Origin of the sequence: Azospirillum sp. A23 (assembly GCF_042938965.1) — a bacterium.
In the GTDB taxonomy this organism is placed as follows: domain Bacteria; phylum Pseudomonadota; class Alphaproteobacteria; order Azospirillales; family Azospirillaceae; genus Azospirillum; species Azospirillum melinis.
Window position 1 is genome coordinate 1449953 of record NZ_CP170667.1, and the last position, 14307, is coordinate 1464259.

Annotated in this window: 12 protein-coding genes; 2 read left to right on the top strand and 10 right to left on the bottom strand. The window is 65.7% G+C overall.

Going from position 1 to position 14307, the window contains the following annotated elements; all coding sequences use genetic code 11:
• Position 1 precedes the first annotated feature (1 nt).
• The 9 genes from bamA to rpsB all read right to left on the bottom strand — a co-directional run bounded on the left by bamA (position 2) and on the right by rpsB (position 9553).
• The gene (bamA, locus tag ABNQ40_RS24245) at positions 2 to 2341 is read right to left on the bottom strand and encodes an outer membrane protein assembly factor BamA (RefSeq protein WP_199235330.1); all 2340 of its coding nucleotides are present in this window, start codon (positions 2339 to 2341) and stop codon (positions 2 to 4) included.
• A 27-nt stretch (positions 2342 to 2368) separates the two neighbouring features.
• Positions 2369 to 3502: an RIP metalloprotease RseP gene (gene rseP, locus ABNQ40_RS24250; RefSeq protein WP_109049994.1), complete on the bottom strand. Its 1134-nt coding sequence runs from the start codon at positions 3500 to 3502 to the stop codon at positions 2369 to 2371.
• 36 nt (positions 3503 to 3538) lie between these two features.
• On the bottom strand, positions 3539 to 4735 hold the full coding sequence (locus tag ABNQ40_RS24255; RefSeq protein ID WP_109049995.1) for a 1-deoxy-D-xylulose-5-phosphate reductoisomerase: 1197 nt from the start codon (positions 4733 to 4735) through the stop codon (positions 3539 to 3541).
• Positions 4726 to 5616, bottom strand: a complete 891-nt coding sequence (locus tag ABNQ40_RS24260) for a phosphatidate cytidylyltransferase (protein ID WP_109049996.1) — start codon at positions 5614 to 5616, stop codon at positions 4726 to 4728. The genes ABNQ40_RS24255 and ABNQ40_RS24260 overlap by 10 nt, the downstream gene beginning before the upstream one ends.
• On the bottom strand, positions 5558 to 6298 hold the full coding sequence (locus ABNQ40_RS24265) for an isoprenyl transferase (protein ID WP_109049997.1): 741 nt from the start codon (positions 6296 to 6298) through the stop codon (positions 5558 to 5560). The genes ABNQ40_RS24260 and ABNQ40_RS24265 overlap by 59 nt, the downstream gene beginning before the upstream one ends.
• Positions 6299 to 6304: 6 nt before the next feature.
• Complete coding sequence (frr, locus tag ABNQ40_RS24270; RefSeq protein WP_211099175.1) at positions 6305 to 6826, bottom strand: ribosome recycling factor; 522 nt, start codon at positions 6824 to 6826, stop codon at positions 6305 to 6307.
• 40 nt (positions 6827 to 6866) lie between these two features.
• Complete coding sequence (gene pyrH / locus ABNQ40_RS24275; RefSeq protein WP_098739980.1) at positions 6867 to 7622, bottom strand: UMP kinase; 756 nt, start codon at positions 7620 to 7622, stop codon at positions 6867 to 6869.
• A 66-nt stretch (positions 7623 to 7688) separates the two neighbouring features.
• The gene (gene tsf, locus ABNQ40_RS24280; RefSeq protein ID WP_109049998.1) at positions 7689 to 8621 is read right to left on the bottom strand and encodes a translation elongation factor Ts; all 933 of its coding nucleotides are present in this window, start codon (positions 8619 to 8621) and stop codon (positions 7689 to 7691) included.
• A 149-nt stretch (positions 8622 to 8770) separates the two neighbouring features.
• The gene (rpsB, locus tag ABNQ40_RS24285) at positions 8771 to 9553 is read right to left on the bottom strand and encodes a 30S ribosomal protein S2 (RefSeq protein WP_109049999.1); all 783 of its coding nucleotides are present in this window, start codon (positions 9551 to 9553) and stop codon (positions 8771 to 8773) included.
• Between the two features lie 409 nt (positions 9554 to 9962).
• Here rpsB and ABNQ40_RS24290 point away from each other — a divergent pair, with 409 nt between their 5' ends.
• Positions 9963 to 10745, top strand: coding sequence for an EcsC family protein (locus ABNQ40_RS24290; protein WP_158285585.1), 783 nt, complete (start codon positions 9963 to 9965; stop codon positions 10743 to 10745).
• Positions 10746 to 10802: 57 nt separating this feature from the next.
• On the opposite strand, the gene aspS is transcribed toward ABNQ40_RS24290, so the two are convergent.
• Complete coding sequence (aspS, locus tag ABNQ40_RS24295; RefSeq protein WP_109050001.1) at positions 10803 to 12629, bottom strand: aspartate--tRNA ligase; 1827 nt, start codon at positions 12627 to 12629, stop codon at positions 10803 to 10805.
• A 357-nt stretch (positions 12630 to 12986) separates the two neighbouring features.
• On the opposite strand from aspS, the gene rnd reads away from it, so the two are divergent.
• Positions 12987 to 14177 (top strand): ribonuclease D, encoded by a 1191-nt coding sequence (gene rnd, locus ABNQ40_RS24300; protein ID WP_109050002.1) that lies wholly within the window; start codon positions 12987 to 12989, stop codon positions 14175 to 14177.
• Positions 14178 to 14307: the final 130 nt, after the last annotated feature.

Sequence of the window (14307 nt, forward strand, 5' to 3'; positions counted from 1 at the left end):
CTTAGAACCTGGTTCCGAAGCTGAAGCGGACGAGCTCTTTCTTGTCGTAGCCTTCCTTGCGGATCGGCAGCGCGACGTCGAGCCGGATGGGGCCGAACGGCGACTTCCACGACACACCCGTGCCGATGGAAACGCGGATGCTCTCGTCATCCTTCACGTTCGGATCTTTGATGTCGACCTTGCCAAGGGTGCCGACATCGGTGAAGGCATGCCCGAGCAGGCCGAATTCCTCCGGCAGGCCGAACGGGAAGCTCATCTCCACCGAAGCACGGGCATAGCGCGTGCCGCCCAGCGCGTCGCCGGTCGAAACGTCGCGGGGACCGATACCGGCGGTGTTGAAGCCACGCAGGGTATCGCCGCCGATGAAGAAGCGATCGCCCAGATCCACCTTCTTGCCGAGACCGTGGATATACCCGATCTCACCGGTCGTGCTGAGCACCCATTGGTCATCGCCGAGCGGCAGATAGTATCCACCGGCCAGCTTGTTCCGCAGGAAGCGCACCGAGCCTCCGAGGCCGGCAATGTCGTTGGTCAGACGGATGAAATAGCCTTCCGTCGGCGTCAGCTTGCTGTTGCGTACGTCGTAGGTCAGTTCCTGGCCGATCAGCGAGGTCAGCCGTTCGCCGCGCTGCTCCTGGATGTACTTCGACGCGGTCGTCGGCACTTCCTCGATCAGCGTGTCCTGCAGCTGGTAATAGACGCGCTGGCGAAGACGCTCGGTCAGCGGATAGCCGAGGCGCAGGGCGAAGCCGGTGTTCTTCTCGTTGAACGAGCTTTCGTCCTGGTAATTGTAGCGGGTCCGGAACACGTCGACGCCGGCCGACAGGTCGCGGTCCATGAAGTACGGCTCCGTGAAGGAGATATCGTACAGCTGGCGCCGGCCCGACAGGGTCGCACCCAGACGCAGATCCTGACCGCGGCCGAGGAGGTTGCGCTCGCGGATCGAGAAGTCACCCAGCGGACCGTCGGAGGTCGAGAAGCCGGCACCGATGGAGATTTCACCGGTGGACTGCTCGGCCACGTCGACATTGACCACGGTGCGGTCGGGCGCGCTGCTCTCGGCGGTCGTGATGTTCACGCGCTCGAAGAAGCCAAGATCCTTGATGCGCTGTTCCGAGCGCTTCAACTTCGAGGAGTTGAAGGGATCGCCTTCGGACAGCAGCATCTCGCGGCGGATCACCTTGTCGAGCGTCCGGACGTTGCCCGAGATGTCGATGCGGTCGACGAAGGTGCGCGGCCCTTCGTTGATCTCGTAGGTGATGTCGATCGTGTGGGTTTCGCGGTTGCGCGTGATCCGCGGCCGGACATCGACGAAGGCGTATTGCAGATCGCCGACGGCGTTCGTCAGCTTCGTGATGGTGTCTTCCACCTTCTGGGCGTTGTACCAATCGCCTTCGGTGGTGAGCACGCTGTTCTGCAGAACGGCCGGATCGAGCTGCTTCAGCGAGGTGTTGATGTCGACCTTGCCGAATTTGTAACGCTCACCTTCCTCGATGGTGAAGGTGATGAAAAAGTCCGACTTGTCCGGCGTCAGCTCGGCAACCGCGGACACCACGCGGAAATCGGCATAGCCTTCCTTCAGGTAGAAGCGGCGCAGCAGGTCGCGGTCGTAGCTCAGCCGGTCGGGGTCGTAATTGTCATCCGACGTCAGGAAGCGCCACCAGGCCGATTCCTTGGTCTGGACATTCTCGCGCAGGGTGCCGTCCGAAAAATGTTCGTTGCCGATGAAGGTGATGCCACGCACACCGGTGCGCACGCCCTCATTGATCTCGAACACAAGGTCGACGCGGTTCTGGTCGAGCTGGATGATCTTCGGCTCGACCGTCGCGCCGAAGCGGCCCTGGCGGCGATAGATGTCCTGGATGCGCTGGACGTCGGACTGGACACGGGTGCGCGTGTAGACGACGCGGGGACGCAGCTGGATTTCCTTATCCAGCGTCTCCTTGTCGATGCGCCGGTTCCCTTCGAACGCGATGCGGTTGATGATCGGGTTTTCGGCCACCGTCACGACCAGAGCATCGCCCTCGCGCTTCAGCACGACGTCGGCGAACAGGCCGGTGTTGAACAGCGACTTCAACGACTGATCGATCCGGTCGGGATCGAACGGGTCGCCCGGCTGGATCGTCAGATAGGAGCGGACCGTGGAGGGCTCGATTCGCTGGGTGCCTTCGACCCGGATGTCGCGCACCGTACCGCCACTGAACACCTGGGCGACCATGGACCCCGTGGCACCCGTCGCCCGTCCGGGCGAGGATGCGGTTTGGGCGTGGGCGACAGACACCGTCGTCATGGCGCAGCCGGCCAGCAGGCCCGCCACCAGAACTTTGCTCGACACCGGCAAATCACGCTCCCTGGCAAGGGGCTGGCTTTAGGAAACCAGTCCCCGGAAGAAATCGACCACGCGCAACTGAACCAGGTCGTTCCACGTGGCGAAGACCATGAGCGTTAATACCAAGGCCAATCCAATTCGGAAACCGTATTCTTGCGCTCGCGCTCCCAATGGCCGGCCGAGCAGCTTTTCGATCCCGTAAAAAAGCAGGTGTCCGCCATCGAGCATCGGGACCGGAAACAGGTTGATCAGCCCCAGATTGACCGACAGGAAGGTCATGAACCAAACCAGCGGATACCAGCCGGACTGGGCCACCTCGCCCGACATCTGGGCGATGCGCAACGGTCCGCCCAGCTCCTCCGTCCCGCGCGATCCCTGGACCATCTGGCCCAGCGCGGTGAAGGTGCCGGTGATCATGCCTGCGACTTCTCGTCCCGCCTGCCAGACGGCGGTCAGGGGATCGTGGCGCATCATTCCGACGCTGCCGCGGCTGATCCCGAGCAACCCGATCTGATGGGCGTTGCCGAGTCGGTCGGTGACGGTCTGCGAATCCGGCGTCGCGGTCAGGGTCATCACCCGGCCGTCGCGCTTCAGCTCGACCGCCAGCGGCTGGCCCGGACGGATCGAGACGATCTGGCGGATTTCCTCGAATCGCTGAACGCCGGTTCCGTCGACCGACAGGATCAGGTCGCCCGGTTGGATGCCGGCGCGCTCCGCGGCACTTCCGGGCTGGATGCCGCCGACGTCCGGCGGGGTGAAGGACTGGCCGGCGGTCATGAACAGCAGGGCCAGCACGACGATGGAAAAGACGAAATTGGCAATCGGGCCGGCGGCGACGATGGCCGCACGCTGCCCCACCCGCTTGTGGTGGAAGGAGACCGCACGCTCCTCCGCCGACATCGCGGTCAGGTGCGCCCCCGGCGTGCTGGCCGGATCGGCGTCGCCGAACATCTTGACGTAACCGCCGAGCGGCAGCGCGCTGAACTTCCAGCGCGTGCCGGCACGGTCGGTAAAGCCGAAGATCTCCGGCCCGAAGCCGATGGAGAAGGTCTCGATCCGCACGCCATTGCGCCGCGCGACCAGATAGTGACCAAGCTCGTGCACGAAGACGAGCACGGTGAGGACCAGAAGGAAGGCCAACACCGAGGTCCAGAAACCGCCGATAACGTCCATTTCAACCCTTGCGCCTTCCAGCGCCTCGAACGCGGATCATCGGCTGCCAACCGCCGTCGCACCGATGGCCGCAACACGGCCGGCGGCATCCCGCCTCGCATCCGCGTCGGCCTCCCGCACGGCGGCGAGATCGCGCAGCGGGCGGTGGGGCAACGCCGTCAACGTCTCCTCGACGATCCGTTCGATGTCGAGGAAGCCGATCCGGCGGTCGAGAAACGCCTGGACGGCCACCTCGTTGGCGGCACTGAGTATAGTAGGAGCGCCCCCACCGCTTTGCAAGGCGGCCCGGGCCAGCCGAAGTGCCGGGAATCGCACGGGATCCGGCGCCTCGAAGGTCAGCGTCGCCGCCTTGACCAGATCCAGCCGCTCCGCCGGGGTGGCGATGCGGGCGGGCCAGCCGAGAGCATAGGCGATGGGCGTGCGCATGTCGGGTGTGCCGAGCTGCGCCAGCACCGATCCATCGACATATTCCACCAGCGAATGGATGACCGACTGCGGGTGGACCAGCACATCGATGCGCTCTTCCGGAACGCCGAACAGGAAATGGGCCTCGATCAGCTCCAGCCCCTTGTTCATCATCGTGGCGCTGTCGACCGAGATCTTGGCGCCCATGTCCCAGGTGGGATGGGCCACCGCCTGCTCGCGCGTCGCCGCCGCCATGAAGGTGCGGTCCTTGTCGCGGAAGGGACCGCCGGACGCGGTCAGGATCAGGCGGGAAACGCTATCGGTGCGCTCGAAATCGAAGACCTGGTAAATCGCCGAGTGCTCGCTGTCGACAGGCAGAAGCGTGGCACCGTGCGCCTTCACCTCCTCCATCATCAGGGCACCGGCACAGACCAGCACCTCCTTGTTGGCGAAGGCGACGATGGCGCCGCGTCGGATGGCGGCAAGGGTCGGCTCCAGTCCGGCGGCGCCGACGATGGCGGCCATCACCCAATCGGCTGGCCGTTCGGCGGCGGCGGCGACTGCCTCGGAACCGGCGGCCACCTCGATTCCCGTGCCGGACAGAAGCTGCTTCAACTCGGCATAGGCGGCGGGGTCGGCGACAACGGCCATGCGGGCATTCAGCTGCCGCGCCTGTTGCGCCAGAAGGGTGACGTTGCGGTTGGCGGTCAGCGCCTCCACCGGAAAGCGCTCCGGATCGCGGGAGACGAGGTCGACGGTCTGCGTGCCGACCGAGCCGGTCGACCCGAGAATCGTCACGCTGCGCGGCGCATCCGCTTTCACCACCATGACAGAACCGATCCAACGGCCGCGTGGAACAAGGCCAGCACCGGGGCAGCGGCCAGAAGCCCATCGATGCGGTCGAGGATGCCGCCATGCCCGGGGATGAGCTGGCCGCTGTCCTTCACATTGTAGCGCCGTTTGACCGCCGATTCGAACAGGTCGCCCGCCTGCCCGACCACGGCGGTGGCGGCACCGACCGCCAGAGCGATGTCCGGACGTGCCGCCCCGAACGCGAGCGCCACCAGCCAGCCGAACAGGGCGGACGCGGCCATGCCGCCGATCAGGCCGGCCCAGGTCTTCTTGGGGCTGATGCGCGGCGCCAGCTTCGGACCGCCGATGCTGCGCCCGGCGGCGTAGGCGCCGATATCGGTCGCCCAGATGGCAAAGAGGACGAAGAGGAACAGGGAGAGCCCGCTGTCGGGCAGATCGCGCAGCCACATCAGGCCGGCCATGCCGGCCGCGACATACAGCACACCGAAGCCAAGCAGGCCGCGGTCGGAGCCGCCGCCGACGATGGCGGTCAGAACCGCGAAGGCGGCCGCCGCTCCCAACCCTGCAGCCGGGCCGGCGACGATCTGCACCATCAGCGCCACCAGGATGCCGATGGTCGCCATCAAGCGTGCGGGAAGCCGGCGGGCACTGGGAACGATGCTGGTCCATTCGGAAACGGCAATCACCGATCCGAAGGCGATCAGGGCATGGAACACCCAGCCTCCGGCCCAGACGGCGCCCAGCACGACCGGCGCCATGACCAGCGCCGACAGGACACGGACCTTTAGGTCGCCCGTCTTGGATGGCTTGGCCGGAGCCGCGGCGGGCGCCGCGCTGTCAGCGGGACCCGGCGGTGGTGGCGCCGAAGCGGCGTTCCCGTCGGTGGAACTCTTCAATCGCCGCCTCCAGATCGCGCTTGGTGAAATCGGGCCAGAGCGTATCGACGAAGACCAGCTCGGCATAGGCCGCCTGCCACAGCAGGAAATTGCTGATCCGCTTCTCGCCGCTGGTGCGGATGATCAGGTCGGGGTCGGGAATGTCGGACGTGTAGAGCCGCGCCGACAGCGCGTCCTCGTCGATGGACTCCGGCGAGAGGCGGCCGGCGGCCACCTCATCCGCCAGCCGCCGGGCGGCATGGACGATCTCCAGGCGCGAACCATAGCTGAGAGCCACGACCAGGGTCATGGTCCGGTTGTCGCGGGTCAACGCCTCGGCATTGTCGATCAGCCGGTTGATGTCCTCGGACAGGCGGGTGCGGTCGCCGATCACCCGCAGGCGGACACCTCCGCGGTGCAGTTCGGCCACCTCGCTGCGCAGATAGAAGCGCAGCAGGCCCATCAGGTCGCTGATCTCCTCTTCCGGCCGGCGCCAGTTCTCCGAGGAGAAGCTGAAGATCGTCAGAGTGCCGATGCCAAGTTCGCGCGCCGCTTCCACGGTGCGGCGGACGGCGTCCACGCCCTTCTTGTGCCCGGCGGTGCGCGGCAGGCCGCGCGCCTTGGCCCAACGCCCATTGCCATCCATGATGATGGCGACGTGCCCAGGAGCCGTGTTGGACCGGTTGTCGTCCGCGTCGCGCATTCCGGATCAGACCTGCATGATTTCCTTTTCTTTTTGCGCAAGCGAATCGTCGACCAGCTTGATGTGCTGGTCGGTCAGAACCTGCACCTTGTCCGACTGGACCTTGTGCTCGTCCTGCGTGATCTCGCTCGCCTTCTCCGCCTTCTTCAGGCCGTCCATGCCATCGCGACGGATGTTGCGGATGGCGACGCGGCACTGCTCGGCGTACTTGTGGGCGACCTTCGCCAGTTCGGCGCGGCGCTCCTGGGTCAGGTCCGGCAGAGGCACGCGGATGACCTGGCCTTCGGCCTGCGGGTTCAGGCCCAGACCGCTGTCGCGGATGGCCTTCTCGACCGCCTTGGTCATGCCCCGGTCCCAGACCTGGACCGAGATCAGGCGAGGCTCCGGAACGGAGACCGTCGCGACCTCGCGCAGGTGCATGCGGCTGCCATAGGCCTCCACCATCACCGGTTCCAGCAGATTGGAAGAGGCGCGGCCGGTACGGAGACCGCCCAGTTCCTTGCGAAACGAGTCAAGCGCGCCTTCCATGCGGCGCTTCAGATCCGATAGGTCGGGCGCAGCCACGGGCCTACTCCCTTTCTTCCGTTATGATGGTGTGCTTGCCACGGCCCTGCATCACTTCGGCGAAGGCGCCGGGCGTGTGGATCGAGAAGACCAGAATGGGAATGTGGTTCTCGCGCGACAGCGCGATTGCCGAAGCGTCCATCACCTGGAGTTCCTTGGTCAGGACGTCCATGTAGGTGAGGCGTTCGTAACGCTCGGCCGCCGGATCCTTCTTCGGATCGGCGGTATAGACGCCATCGACCTGCGTCCCCTTCAGCAGACCGTCACAGCCCATTTCCGAAGCGCGCAGCGCCGCGGCGGTGTCGGTGGTGAAGAAGGGATTGCCGGTGCCGGCGGCGAAGATCACCACCCGGCCTTTTTCCATGTGACGGACGGCGCGGCGCCGGATGTAGGGCTCGCAGACCGTCGACATGGGGATCGCCGACTGCACCCGCGTGCTGACACCCATCCGTTCGAGCGCGCTCTGCATCGAGAGCGCGTTCATCACGGTGGCGAGCATGCCGATATAGTCGGCCGAGGCACGCTCCATGCCGCTCGCCGCACCCTTCACACCTCGGAAGATGTTCCCCCCGCCGATGACCAGACAGACCTGGACGCCGAGCCCGATGACCGCCTTCACCTCGTTGGCGATGCGGTTGACCATCTCCGGGTCCAGGCCGTAGTCGCGCTGACCCATCAGCGCTTCGCCCGACACCTTGAGGAGAACGCGCTTGTAGCGGGCGCTCCCGGCCGGCGTGGTGGTCCCGGTGGTATCGACCATGGGGGGAACGCTCCCTTGCTGTTTCAGAATGCGGCTTGCGGACCTAAGCGTTCGACCTTACCGGCCTCAGCCCTGACCGCCGGCGGCGGCGGCGACTTCGGCGGCGAAGTCCGACTGGGCCTTCTCGATGCCTTCGCCCAGCGCGAAGCGGGTGAAGCCCGTGACCTTGACCGGGGCGCCGATGTCCTTGGCGGCGTTCTCAACCACCTTGCGGAGCTTGGTCTCGCCGTCGATCACGTAGGTCTGCTCCAGCAGGCAGACTTCCTCGTAGTACTTGCGGACGCGGCCTTCCACCATCTTCTCGATGATGTTCTCCGGCTTGCCCGAAGCGCGGGCCTGCTCGGCCAGCACGCTGCGCTCACGCTCCAGCGACGAGCTGTCGACATCGGCGATGTCCAGCGCGTCCGGACGGGCGGCGGCGATGTGCATGGCGATCTGCTTGCCGAGGTCGGCCAGCTTGCCGGCATCGCCGGTCGACTCCAGGGCGACCAGAACGCCGATCTTGCCCAGGCCCGGCGCGATGGCCGAGTGGACGTAGCTGACGACGACACCGGCCGAAACCGACAGCGTGACGGCGCGGCGCAGGTTCATGTTCTCGCCGACGGTGGCGATCAGGCTGGTCAGTTCGTCCTGGGCGGTGTGCGAGGTGCCCGGATAGGCGGCGGCCTTCAGTGCCTCGACATCGCCACCGGTGACCAGGGCCAGCTCGGCGCACTTGGCGGCGAAAGCCTGGAACTTGTCGTTGCGGGCGACGAAGTCGGTCTCGGCGTTCACCTCGACGACGGCACCCTTGGTGCCGGCGGTGGCGACGGCGACCAGACCTTCGGCGGCGACGCGGCCCGACTTCTTGGCGGCGGCGGCGAGGCCCTTCTTGCGCAGCCAGTCGACGGCGCCCTCGAGGTCGCCCTGCGTCTCGTTCAGCGCCTTCTTGCAGTCCATCATGCCCGCGCCGGTCTTCTCGCGCAGTTCCTTGACGAGCGAGGCGGTAATCTCGGCCATGTTGCGCCCTCTTCCTTCCAAGCGATCCGGCAGGCGGATCGGATTGAGTCACAAAGTCAAAACGGGTGGCAACCCATCAAAAAGGCAGCCCATAAAAAAGGCAGCCGGGCCATAGGTCATAAGGCCCGGCTGCCCTTCAACCGTCAGGGTCAGGCCTGGGCGGCGGTCTCGGCGGCCTCTTCTTCCGGCAGCTGCTCGGCCGGGGCGTCCTCGGCGGCGCCGACGTCGATGCCGGCAGCGCTCATCTCGGCCTGCAGGCCGTCAAGCACGGCGCCGACCGTCAGGTCGCAGTACATCTCGATGGCGCGCAGCGCATCGTCGTTGCCCGGGATCGGGAAGGCCACGCCGTCCGGATCGGAATTGCTGTCGAGGACCGCGATGACCGGGATGCCCAGCTTGTTGGCTTCCTTGACCGCGATCGACTCCTTGTTGGTGTCGATGATGAAGATGACGTCCGGCAGGCCGCCCATCTCCTTGATGCCGCCCAGCGCACGCTCCAGCTTGTCGCGCTCGCGGGTCAGCTCCAGGATTTCGCGCTTGGTCAGGCCCGAGGTGTCGCCGCCCAGACGCTCTTCCATCTCGCGCAGGCGCTTGATCGACTGGGAGATCGTCTTCCAGTTGGTCAGCATGCCGCCGAGCCAGCGGTGGTTGACGTAGTACTGGCCGCACTTGGCGGCAGCCTCGGCGATACGCTCCTGGGCCTGGCGCTTGGTGCCGACGAACAGGACGCGGCCACCGCCGGCGACGACGTCACGCACGGCCTGCAGGGCGCGGTGCAGCATCGGGACGGTCTGCTCGAGGTCGATGATGTGCACGCCATTGCGCACGCCGAAGATGTACTGGTTCATCTTCGGGTTCCAGCGGCGGGTGTGGTGGCCGAAGTGGACACCGGCTTCCAGCAGCTGGCGCATGGTGAAGGTGGGCATGGTCATGTGGAAAAAATCCCTTTTTCCGGTTGCTCCGCCGCGGGCATTGTCGACAGCGCATGGAAACCATGGCTGAAGACACCGGATCGGGCCATCGGGGTAAAACCGAGGGTCCGCCAGCCCGCGTGAGGTTTTGACGACGGCGCTTACATAGCTCTCTTGCATCACTTTGGCAACAGCCACGCGGACATGACGAGTGTTTTTGTCGCCGTGAACCGCGCCCCTCATTTTCAGCGTTATGACATCGACGGACGGCCAGGCCCGCCTGCTTCCGTTCACCCAAGCTCCATCGGATCGCCGAAGACCAAAAGGTTCAACTCATGGCTTCACACACCCGGAACGGCCGGCGCGTTGATCGCCTGAAAACCTATGGTGTAGCTTGCTTCGGTCATTCTCTTTTTTACGGATGAATCAGATGACTTTGGATTCGAATGCCTTGTCCGTGGTGAATGACGCCGCAGAACGGTATGTGGCGGCCCAGGGGATCCTGATGTCCGCCGTGGCCAAGCTGGGCAGCACGGTCGAAGGCGCGATGGATTTGCTGCCCGAGGGTATTCGCGGTTCTCTGCACGACACGCTTCGCTCCGCGCTCGAGCGGGCTTTCAAGGTCGCGATCCTGAACATGGATGACGAGGCGGGCAAGGAAGCATCGAAAGGCCTGTACAGGTTGCTGGGGGCTGCAACCGGTGCGGCGGGCGGCTTCTTTGGAGCGCCGGGGATTCTGGCGGAATTGCCCGTCACCACCACGGCCATTCTCCGGTCGATTGCCGACGTGGCGCGCTCCAAAGGCACGGATTTGAAGGATCCGGCGATACAGGTCGCCTGTCTTCAGGTGTTCGCGCTCGGCGGGCCGCTGGACGATGACGACGAGGCCGACGCTCTCTTCGTGGCATCGCGAGTCGGCGCCAATATGGCTGCGCCGCGGGTGGCCGAGATGATCACAAAAGTCGCCGGCCGCTTCGCGATAACGCTGTCGCCCAAGATCGTGGCGCAGTCGGTGCCGATTGCCGGCGCGGTGGCGGGGGCCGGGCTGAACCTGACCTACATGTCGTTCTATCAGGCGATGGCCGCCGTGATGTTTACGCTCAGGCCCATCGAGGCCGAGTTCGGCAGGGAAGCGACCCGGCAGAGCTTCCTCGATGCGGTCGTCGCGGCCAGGGCGAAGAAGGTCGCCGGAAAGAAAAGCGTTCTTCCATAAGAAAAAGGGCCGCGCCCGAAAACGCGGCCCTTCTCGATAACTGCGGGCTGTCCGGCTTTAAGCCTGCGGCGCCGCCGGAGCGGCCACCTTGGGCTTCGGCAGGTCGAGCTTCAGGTGAAGCTCCCGCAGACGGGCGGTGTCGACCGGTGCCGGGGCCTGCATCAGCAGATCTTCGGCCCGCTGGTTCAGCGGGAAGGCGATGACCTCGCGGATGTTCGGCTCGTCGGCCAGCAGCATGACGATGCGGTCGATGCCCGGAGCCGAACCGCCGTGCGGCGGGGCGCCCAGCTTGAAGGCGCTCAGCATGCCGCCGAATCGGGCTTCCAGTTCCTCCGGCGGGTAGCCGGCGATGTCGAAGGCCTTGTACATCACTTCGGGCAGATGGTTGCGGATCGCGCCCGAGGACAGTTCCACGCCGTTGCAGACGATATCGTACTGGTAGGCGTTGATCTCCAGCGGGTTCTTCTCCTGCAACGCCTTCAGGCCGCCCTGGGGCATGGAGAACGGGTTGTGGCTGAAGATGATCTTGTTGGTCTCCTCGTCCAGCTCGTACATCGGGAAGTCGACGATCCAGCAGAATCGGAAGGCGTTCTTCTCGATCAGGTCCAGCTCCTCGCCGATGCGGGTGCGGGCGAAGCCGGCCAGCTTGGCCGCCGGGCCGGGCTGGTCGCAGACGAAGAAGATCGCGTCGCCGTCCTCAAGGCCGGCCAACTCGCGCAGGGCGGCCTGGGCGGCTTCCGGCACGAACTTGGCGATCGGGCCCTTGCCGCCGCCGGCTTCCATGACGATGTAGCCGAGACCGGGAGCGCCGAGCCCGCGGGCCCAGTCGTTCAGCTTGTCGAAGAAGCTGCGCGGACGGTCGGAGACCTTCGGGGCGCGGATGGCGCGGACGACGCCGCCCTTCTCCAGCGTCTGCTTGAAGGCGCGGAATTCCACGTCGTCGCGCTTGAACACCTCGGTCACGTCGGTGATGACCAGCGGGTTGCGCAGGTCCGGCTTGTCGTTGCCGTACTTCAGCATCGACTCGGCGAAGGAGATCCGGCGGAACGGCAGGCCGTCGATGGCCGGCTTCGAGTCGCGGCGGAAGCTGCCGAACTCGTCGAAGATGCCGTGCAGAACCGGCTCGATGGCGGCGAAGACGTCTTCCTGGGTGACGAAGGACATCTCGAAATCGAGCTGGTAGAACTCGCCCGGGCTGCGGTCGGCGCGGGCGTCCTCGTCGCGGAAGCAGGGGGCGATCTGGAAGTAGCGGTCGAAGCCGGCGACCATCAGCAGCTGCTTGAACTGCTGCGGCGCCTGCGGCAGGGCGTAGAACTTGCCGGGATGGTTGCGGCTGGGCACCAGATAGTCACGCGCGCCTTCCGGAGAGGAGGCGGTGAGGATCGGCGTCTGGAATTCGGTGAAGCCCTGGTCGATCATGCGGCGGCGCGCCGAGGCGATCACGCGCGAGCGCAGCATGATGTTCTCGTGGATGCGCTCGCGGCGCAGGTCGAGGAAGCGGTAGCGCAGGCGAACGTCCTCGCCGGCATCGGTGTCCTGGTTGACCTGCAGCGGAATCTGCTCCGCCTCGCCTTCCACGGTCAGCTCGGCGATCTGCATCTCGATGCGGCCGGTGGGCAGCTTGTCGTTGATGGTCTCGGCCGTGCGCTTCACCACCTTGCCGGTGACGGTGATGACCGATTCCAGCTTCAGCCGGTTCGCGACCTCGAAGGCCGGGTTGGAGGTATCGACCACGCACTGCGTCAGGCCGTAATGGTCGCGCAGGTCGATGAACAGCAGCTGTCCATGGTCGCGCTTCCGGTTCATCCAGCCCGACAGGCGGACGGTTTCACCGGCATTCTCTTCACGAAGCTGGCCGCAGGTGTGCGTGCGGTAGGGGTGCATGGGTCGAAACACCTTGAAAAGGGCGGATTCCGGCGGAAAAAGCGGTCCGACACACCACACCGGACGCGGGCGAAAGTCAAGCCGCGATAGGGCGGAGCGTGCAGCCGGCAGGGCCGGAACGCGACATTTGGAACGCTATGAAACACTCTGCGCGCCCCTGTTCACCTGTTCAATCCGTCGGCGTGCCGGCCGTCGAACCCGAGTTTAACACCGTGGCGGCTGCGGGATAAGCGGAGCGGCAAAATCGGGCCGGGACTGTCCGCTCCCCCACCCGCCCGGACGGCCGTCCCGAGAAACGCATCGCCTTCGCGCGTCGGCGGACTTTCAAGCACCCGTTCGGTCGTGTATGAAGCAACCATGACGCTCATCACGACAACCGACGCCCTCCAGGCCTTCTGTCAGTCGCTGGCAGGGACCGAATACATCACGGTCGACACCGAGTTCCTCCGGGAAAAGACCTATTGGCCGCAACTGTGTCTCGTCCAGGTCGGCGGGCCCAACGGCGCGGTCGCCATCGACCCGCTGGCCGAGGGCATCGACCTGGCGCCGCTGTTCGCGCTGATGAGCGACCCGTCGGTCCTGAAGGTGTTCCACGCCGCCCGACAGGATGTGGAGATCTTCTGGCATCTGTCCGGCCAGATCCCGCATCCGCTGTTCGACACCCAGGTCGCGGCGATGGTCTGCGGCTTCGGCGAGAGCGTGGGCTACGAAACGCTGGTGACCAAGCTGGCCGGCGCGCGCATCGACAAGTCCAGCCGGTTCACCGACTGGTCGCACCGCCCGCTGACCGAGCGGCAGCTGACCTACGCCCTGTCCGACGTCATCCATCTGCGCCCGGCCTACGAGAAGCTGAAGCGCCGCCTCGCCCGCTCCGGCCGGTCGCACTGGCTGGAGGAGGAGATGGCGATCCTCACCGATCCGGCCACATATCAGGTCGATCCGGAAAGCTCCTACCTGCGGCTGAAGGTGCGCACCAACAAGCCGCGCTTCATGGCGATCCTGAAGGAGCTGGCGGCCTGGCGTGAACGCGAGGCCCAGCGCCGCGACCAGCCGCGGTCCCGCATCCTGCGCGACGAGGCCCTGCTGGAAATCGCCGCCCATGCGCCGACCACCGTCGATGACCTCGCCCGCACCCGCGGGCTGGGCCGCGGCTTTGCCGAGGGGCGCCAGGGCGCCGACGTGCTGGCCGCGGTGAAGGGCGGGCTGGACCTGCCGGACAGCGCCCTGCCCCGCGTCGAACCGCGCGAGGAACCGCCGCCCGGCCTGCAACCGATCGTTGAGCTTCTGCGCGTCCTGCTGAAGATGAAGTGCGACGAGAACAACGTCGCGGCGAAGCTGGTCGCGTCGTCCGCCGATCTGGAAGCTCTGGCGGCCGACGATGGCGCAGACATTGCGGCGATGCAGGGATGGCGGCGCGAACTCTTCGGCAATGATGCACTTGCCTTGAAGCATGGAAAGATCGGACTTGCGGTCATAGAACGTCGCGTCCGCATCGTTCCTGCTGGCGAACCACGCCCGTCGGCGGCTCCGCCGGAACCGGAAACTTGACCTTTTCGGATGGCGTCGCTTCGATGACTGTGACGTCTTTTGCTGCGGTCCGGGTACCTCCTGCGCCCGGACTTCAGCCTTAAGGGCTTTTTAAAGAAAGTTACCGTTAAGATCGGTTCGGCTTCGCAGC

Coding starts and splice junctions, on each gene's coding strand:
- aspS (WP_109050001.1), bottom strand. CDS start 12,629: ATGCACCCCTACCGCACGCACACCTGCGGCCAGCTTCGTGAAGAGAAT.
- rnd (WP_109050002.1), top strand. CDS start 12,987: ATGACGCTCATCACGACAACCGACGCCCTCCAGGCCTTCTGTCAGTCG.
- pyrH (WP_098739980.1), bottom strand. CDS start 7,622: ATGGTCGATACCACCGGGACCACCACGCCGGCCGGGAGCGCCCGCTAC.
- ABNQ40_RS24255 (WP_109049995.1), bottom strand. CDS start 4,735: ATGGTGGTGAAAGCGGATGCGCCGCGCAGCGTGACGATTCTCGGGTCG.
- ABNQ40_RS24290 (WP_158285585.1), top strand. CDS start 9,963: ATGACTTTGGATTCGAATGCCTTGTCCGTGGTGAATGACGCCGCAGAA.
- rpsB (WP_109049999.1), bottom strand. CDS start 9,553: ATGACCATGCCCACCTTCACCATGCGCCAGCTGCTGGAAGCCGGTGTC.
- frr (WP_211099175.1), bottom strand. CDS start 6,826: ATGGAAGGCGCGCTTGACTCGTTTCGCAAGGAACTGGGCGGTCTCCGT.
- ABNQ40_RS24265 (WP_109049997.1), bottom strand. CDS start 6,298: ATGCGCGACGCGGACGACAACCGGTCCAACACGGCTCCTGGGCACGTC.
- tsf (WP_109049998.1), bottom strand. CDS start 8,621: ATGGCCGAGATTACCGCCTCGCTCGTCAAGGAACTGCGCGAGAAGACC.
- rseP (WP_109049994.1), bottom strand. CDS start 3,502: ATGGACGTTATCGGCGGTTTCTGGACCTCGGTGTTGGCCTTCCTTCTG.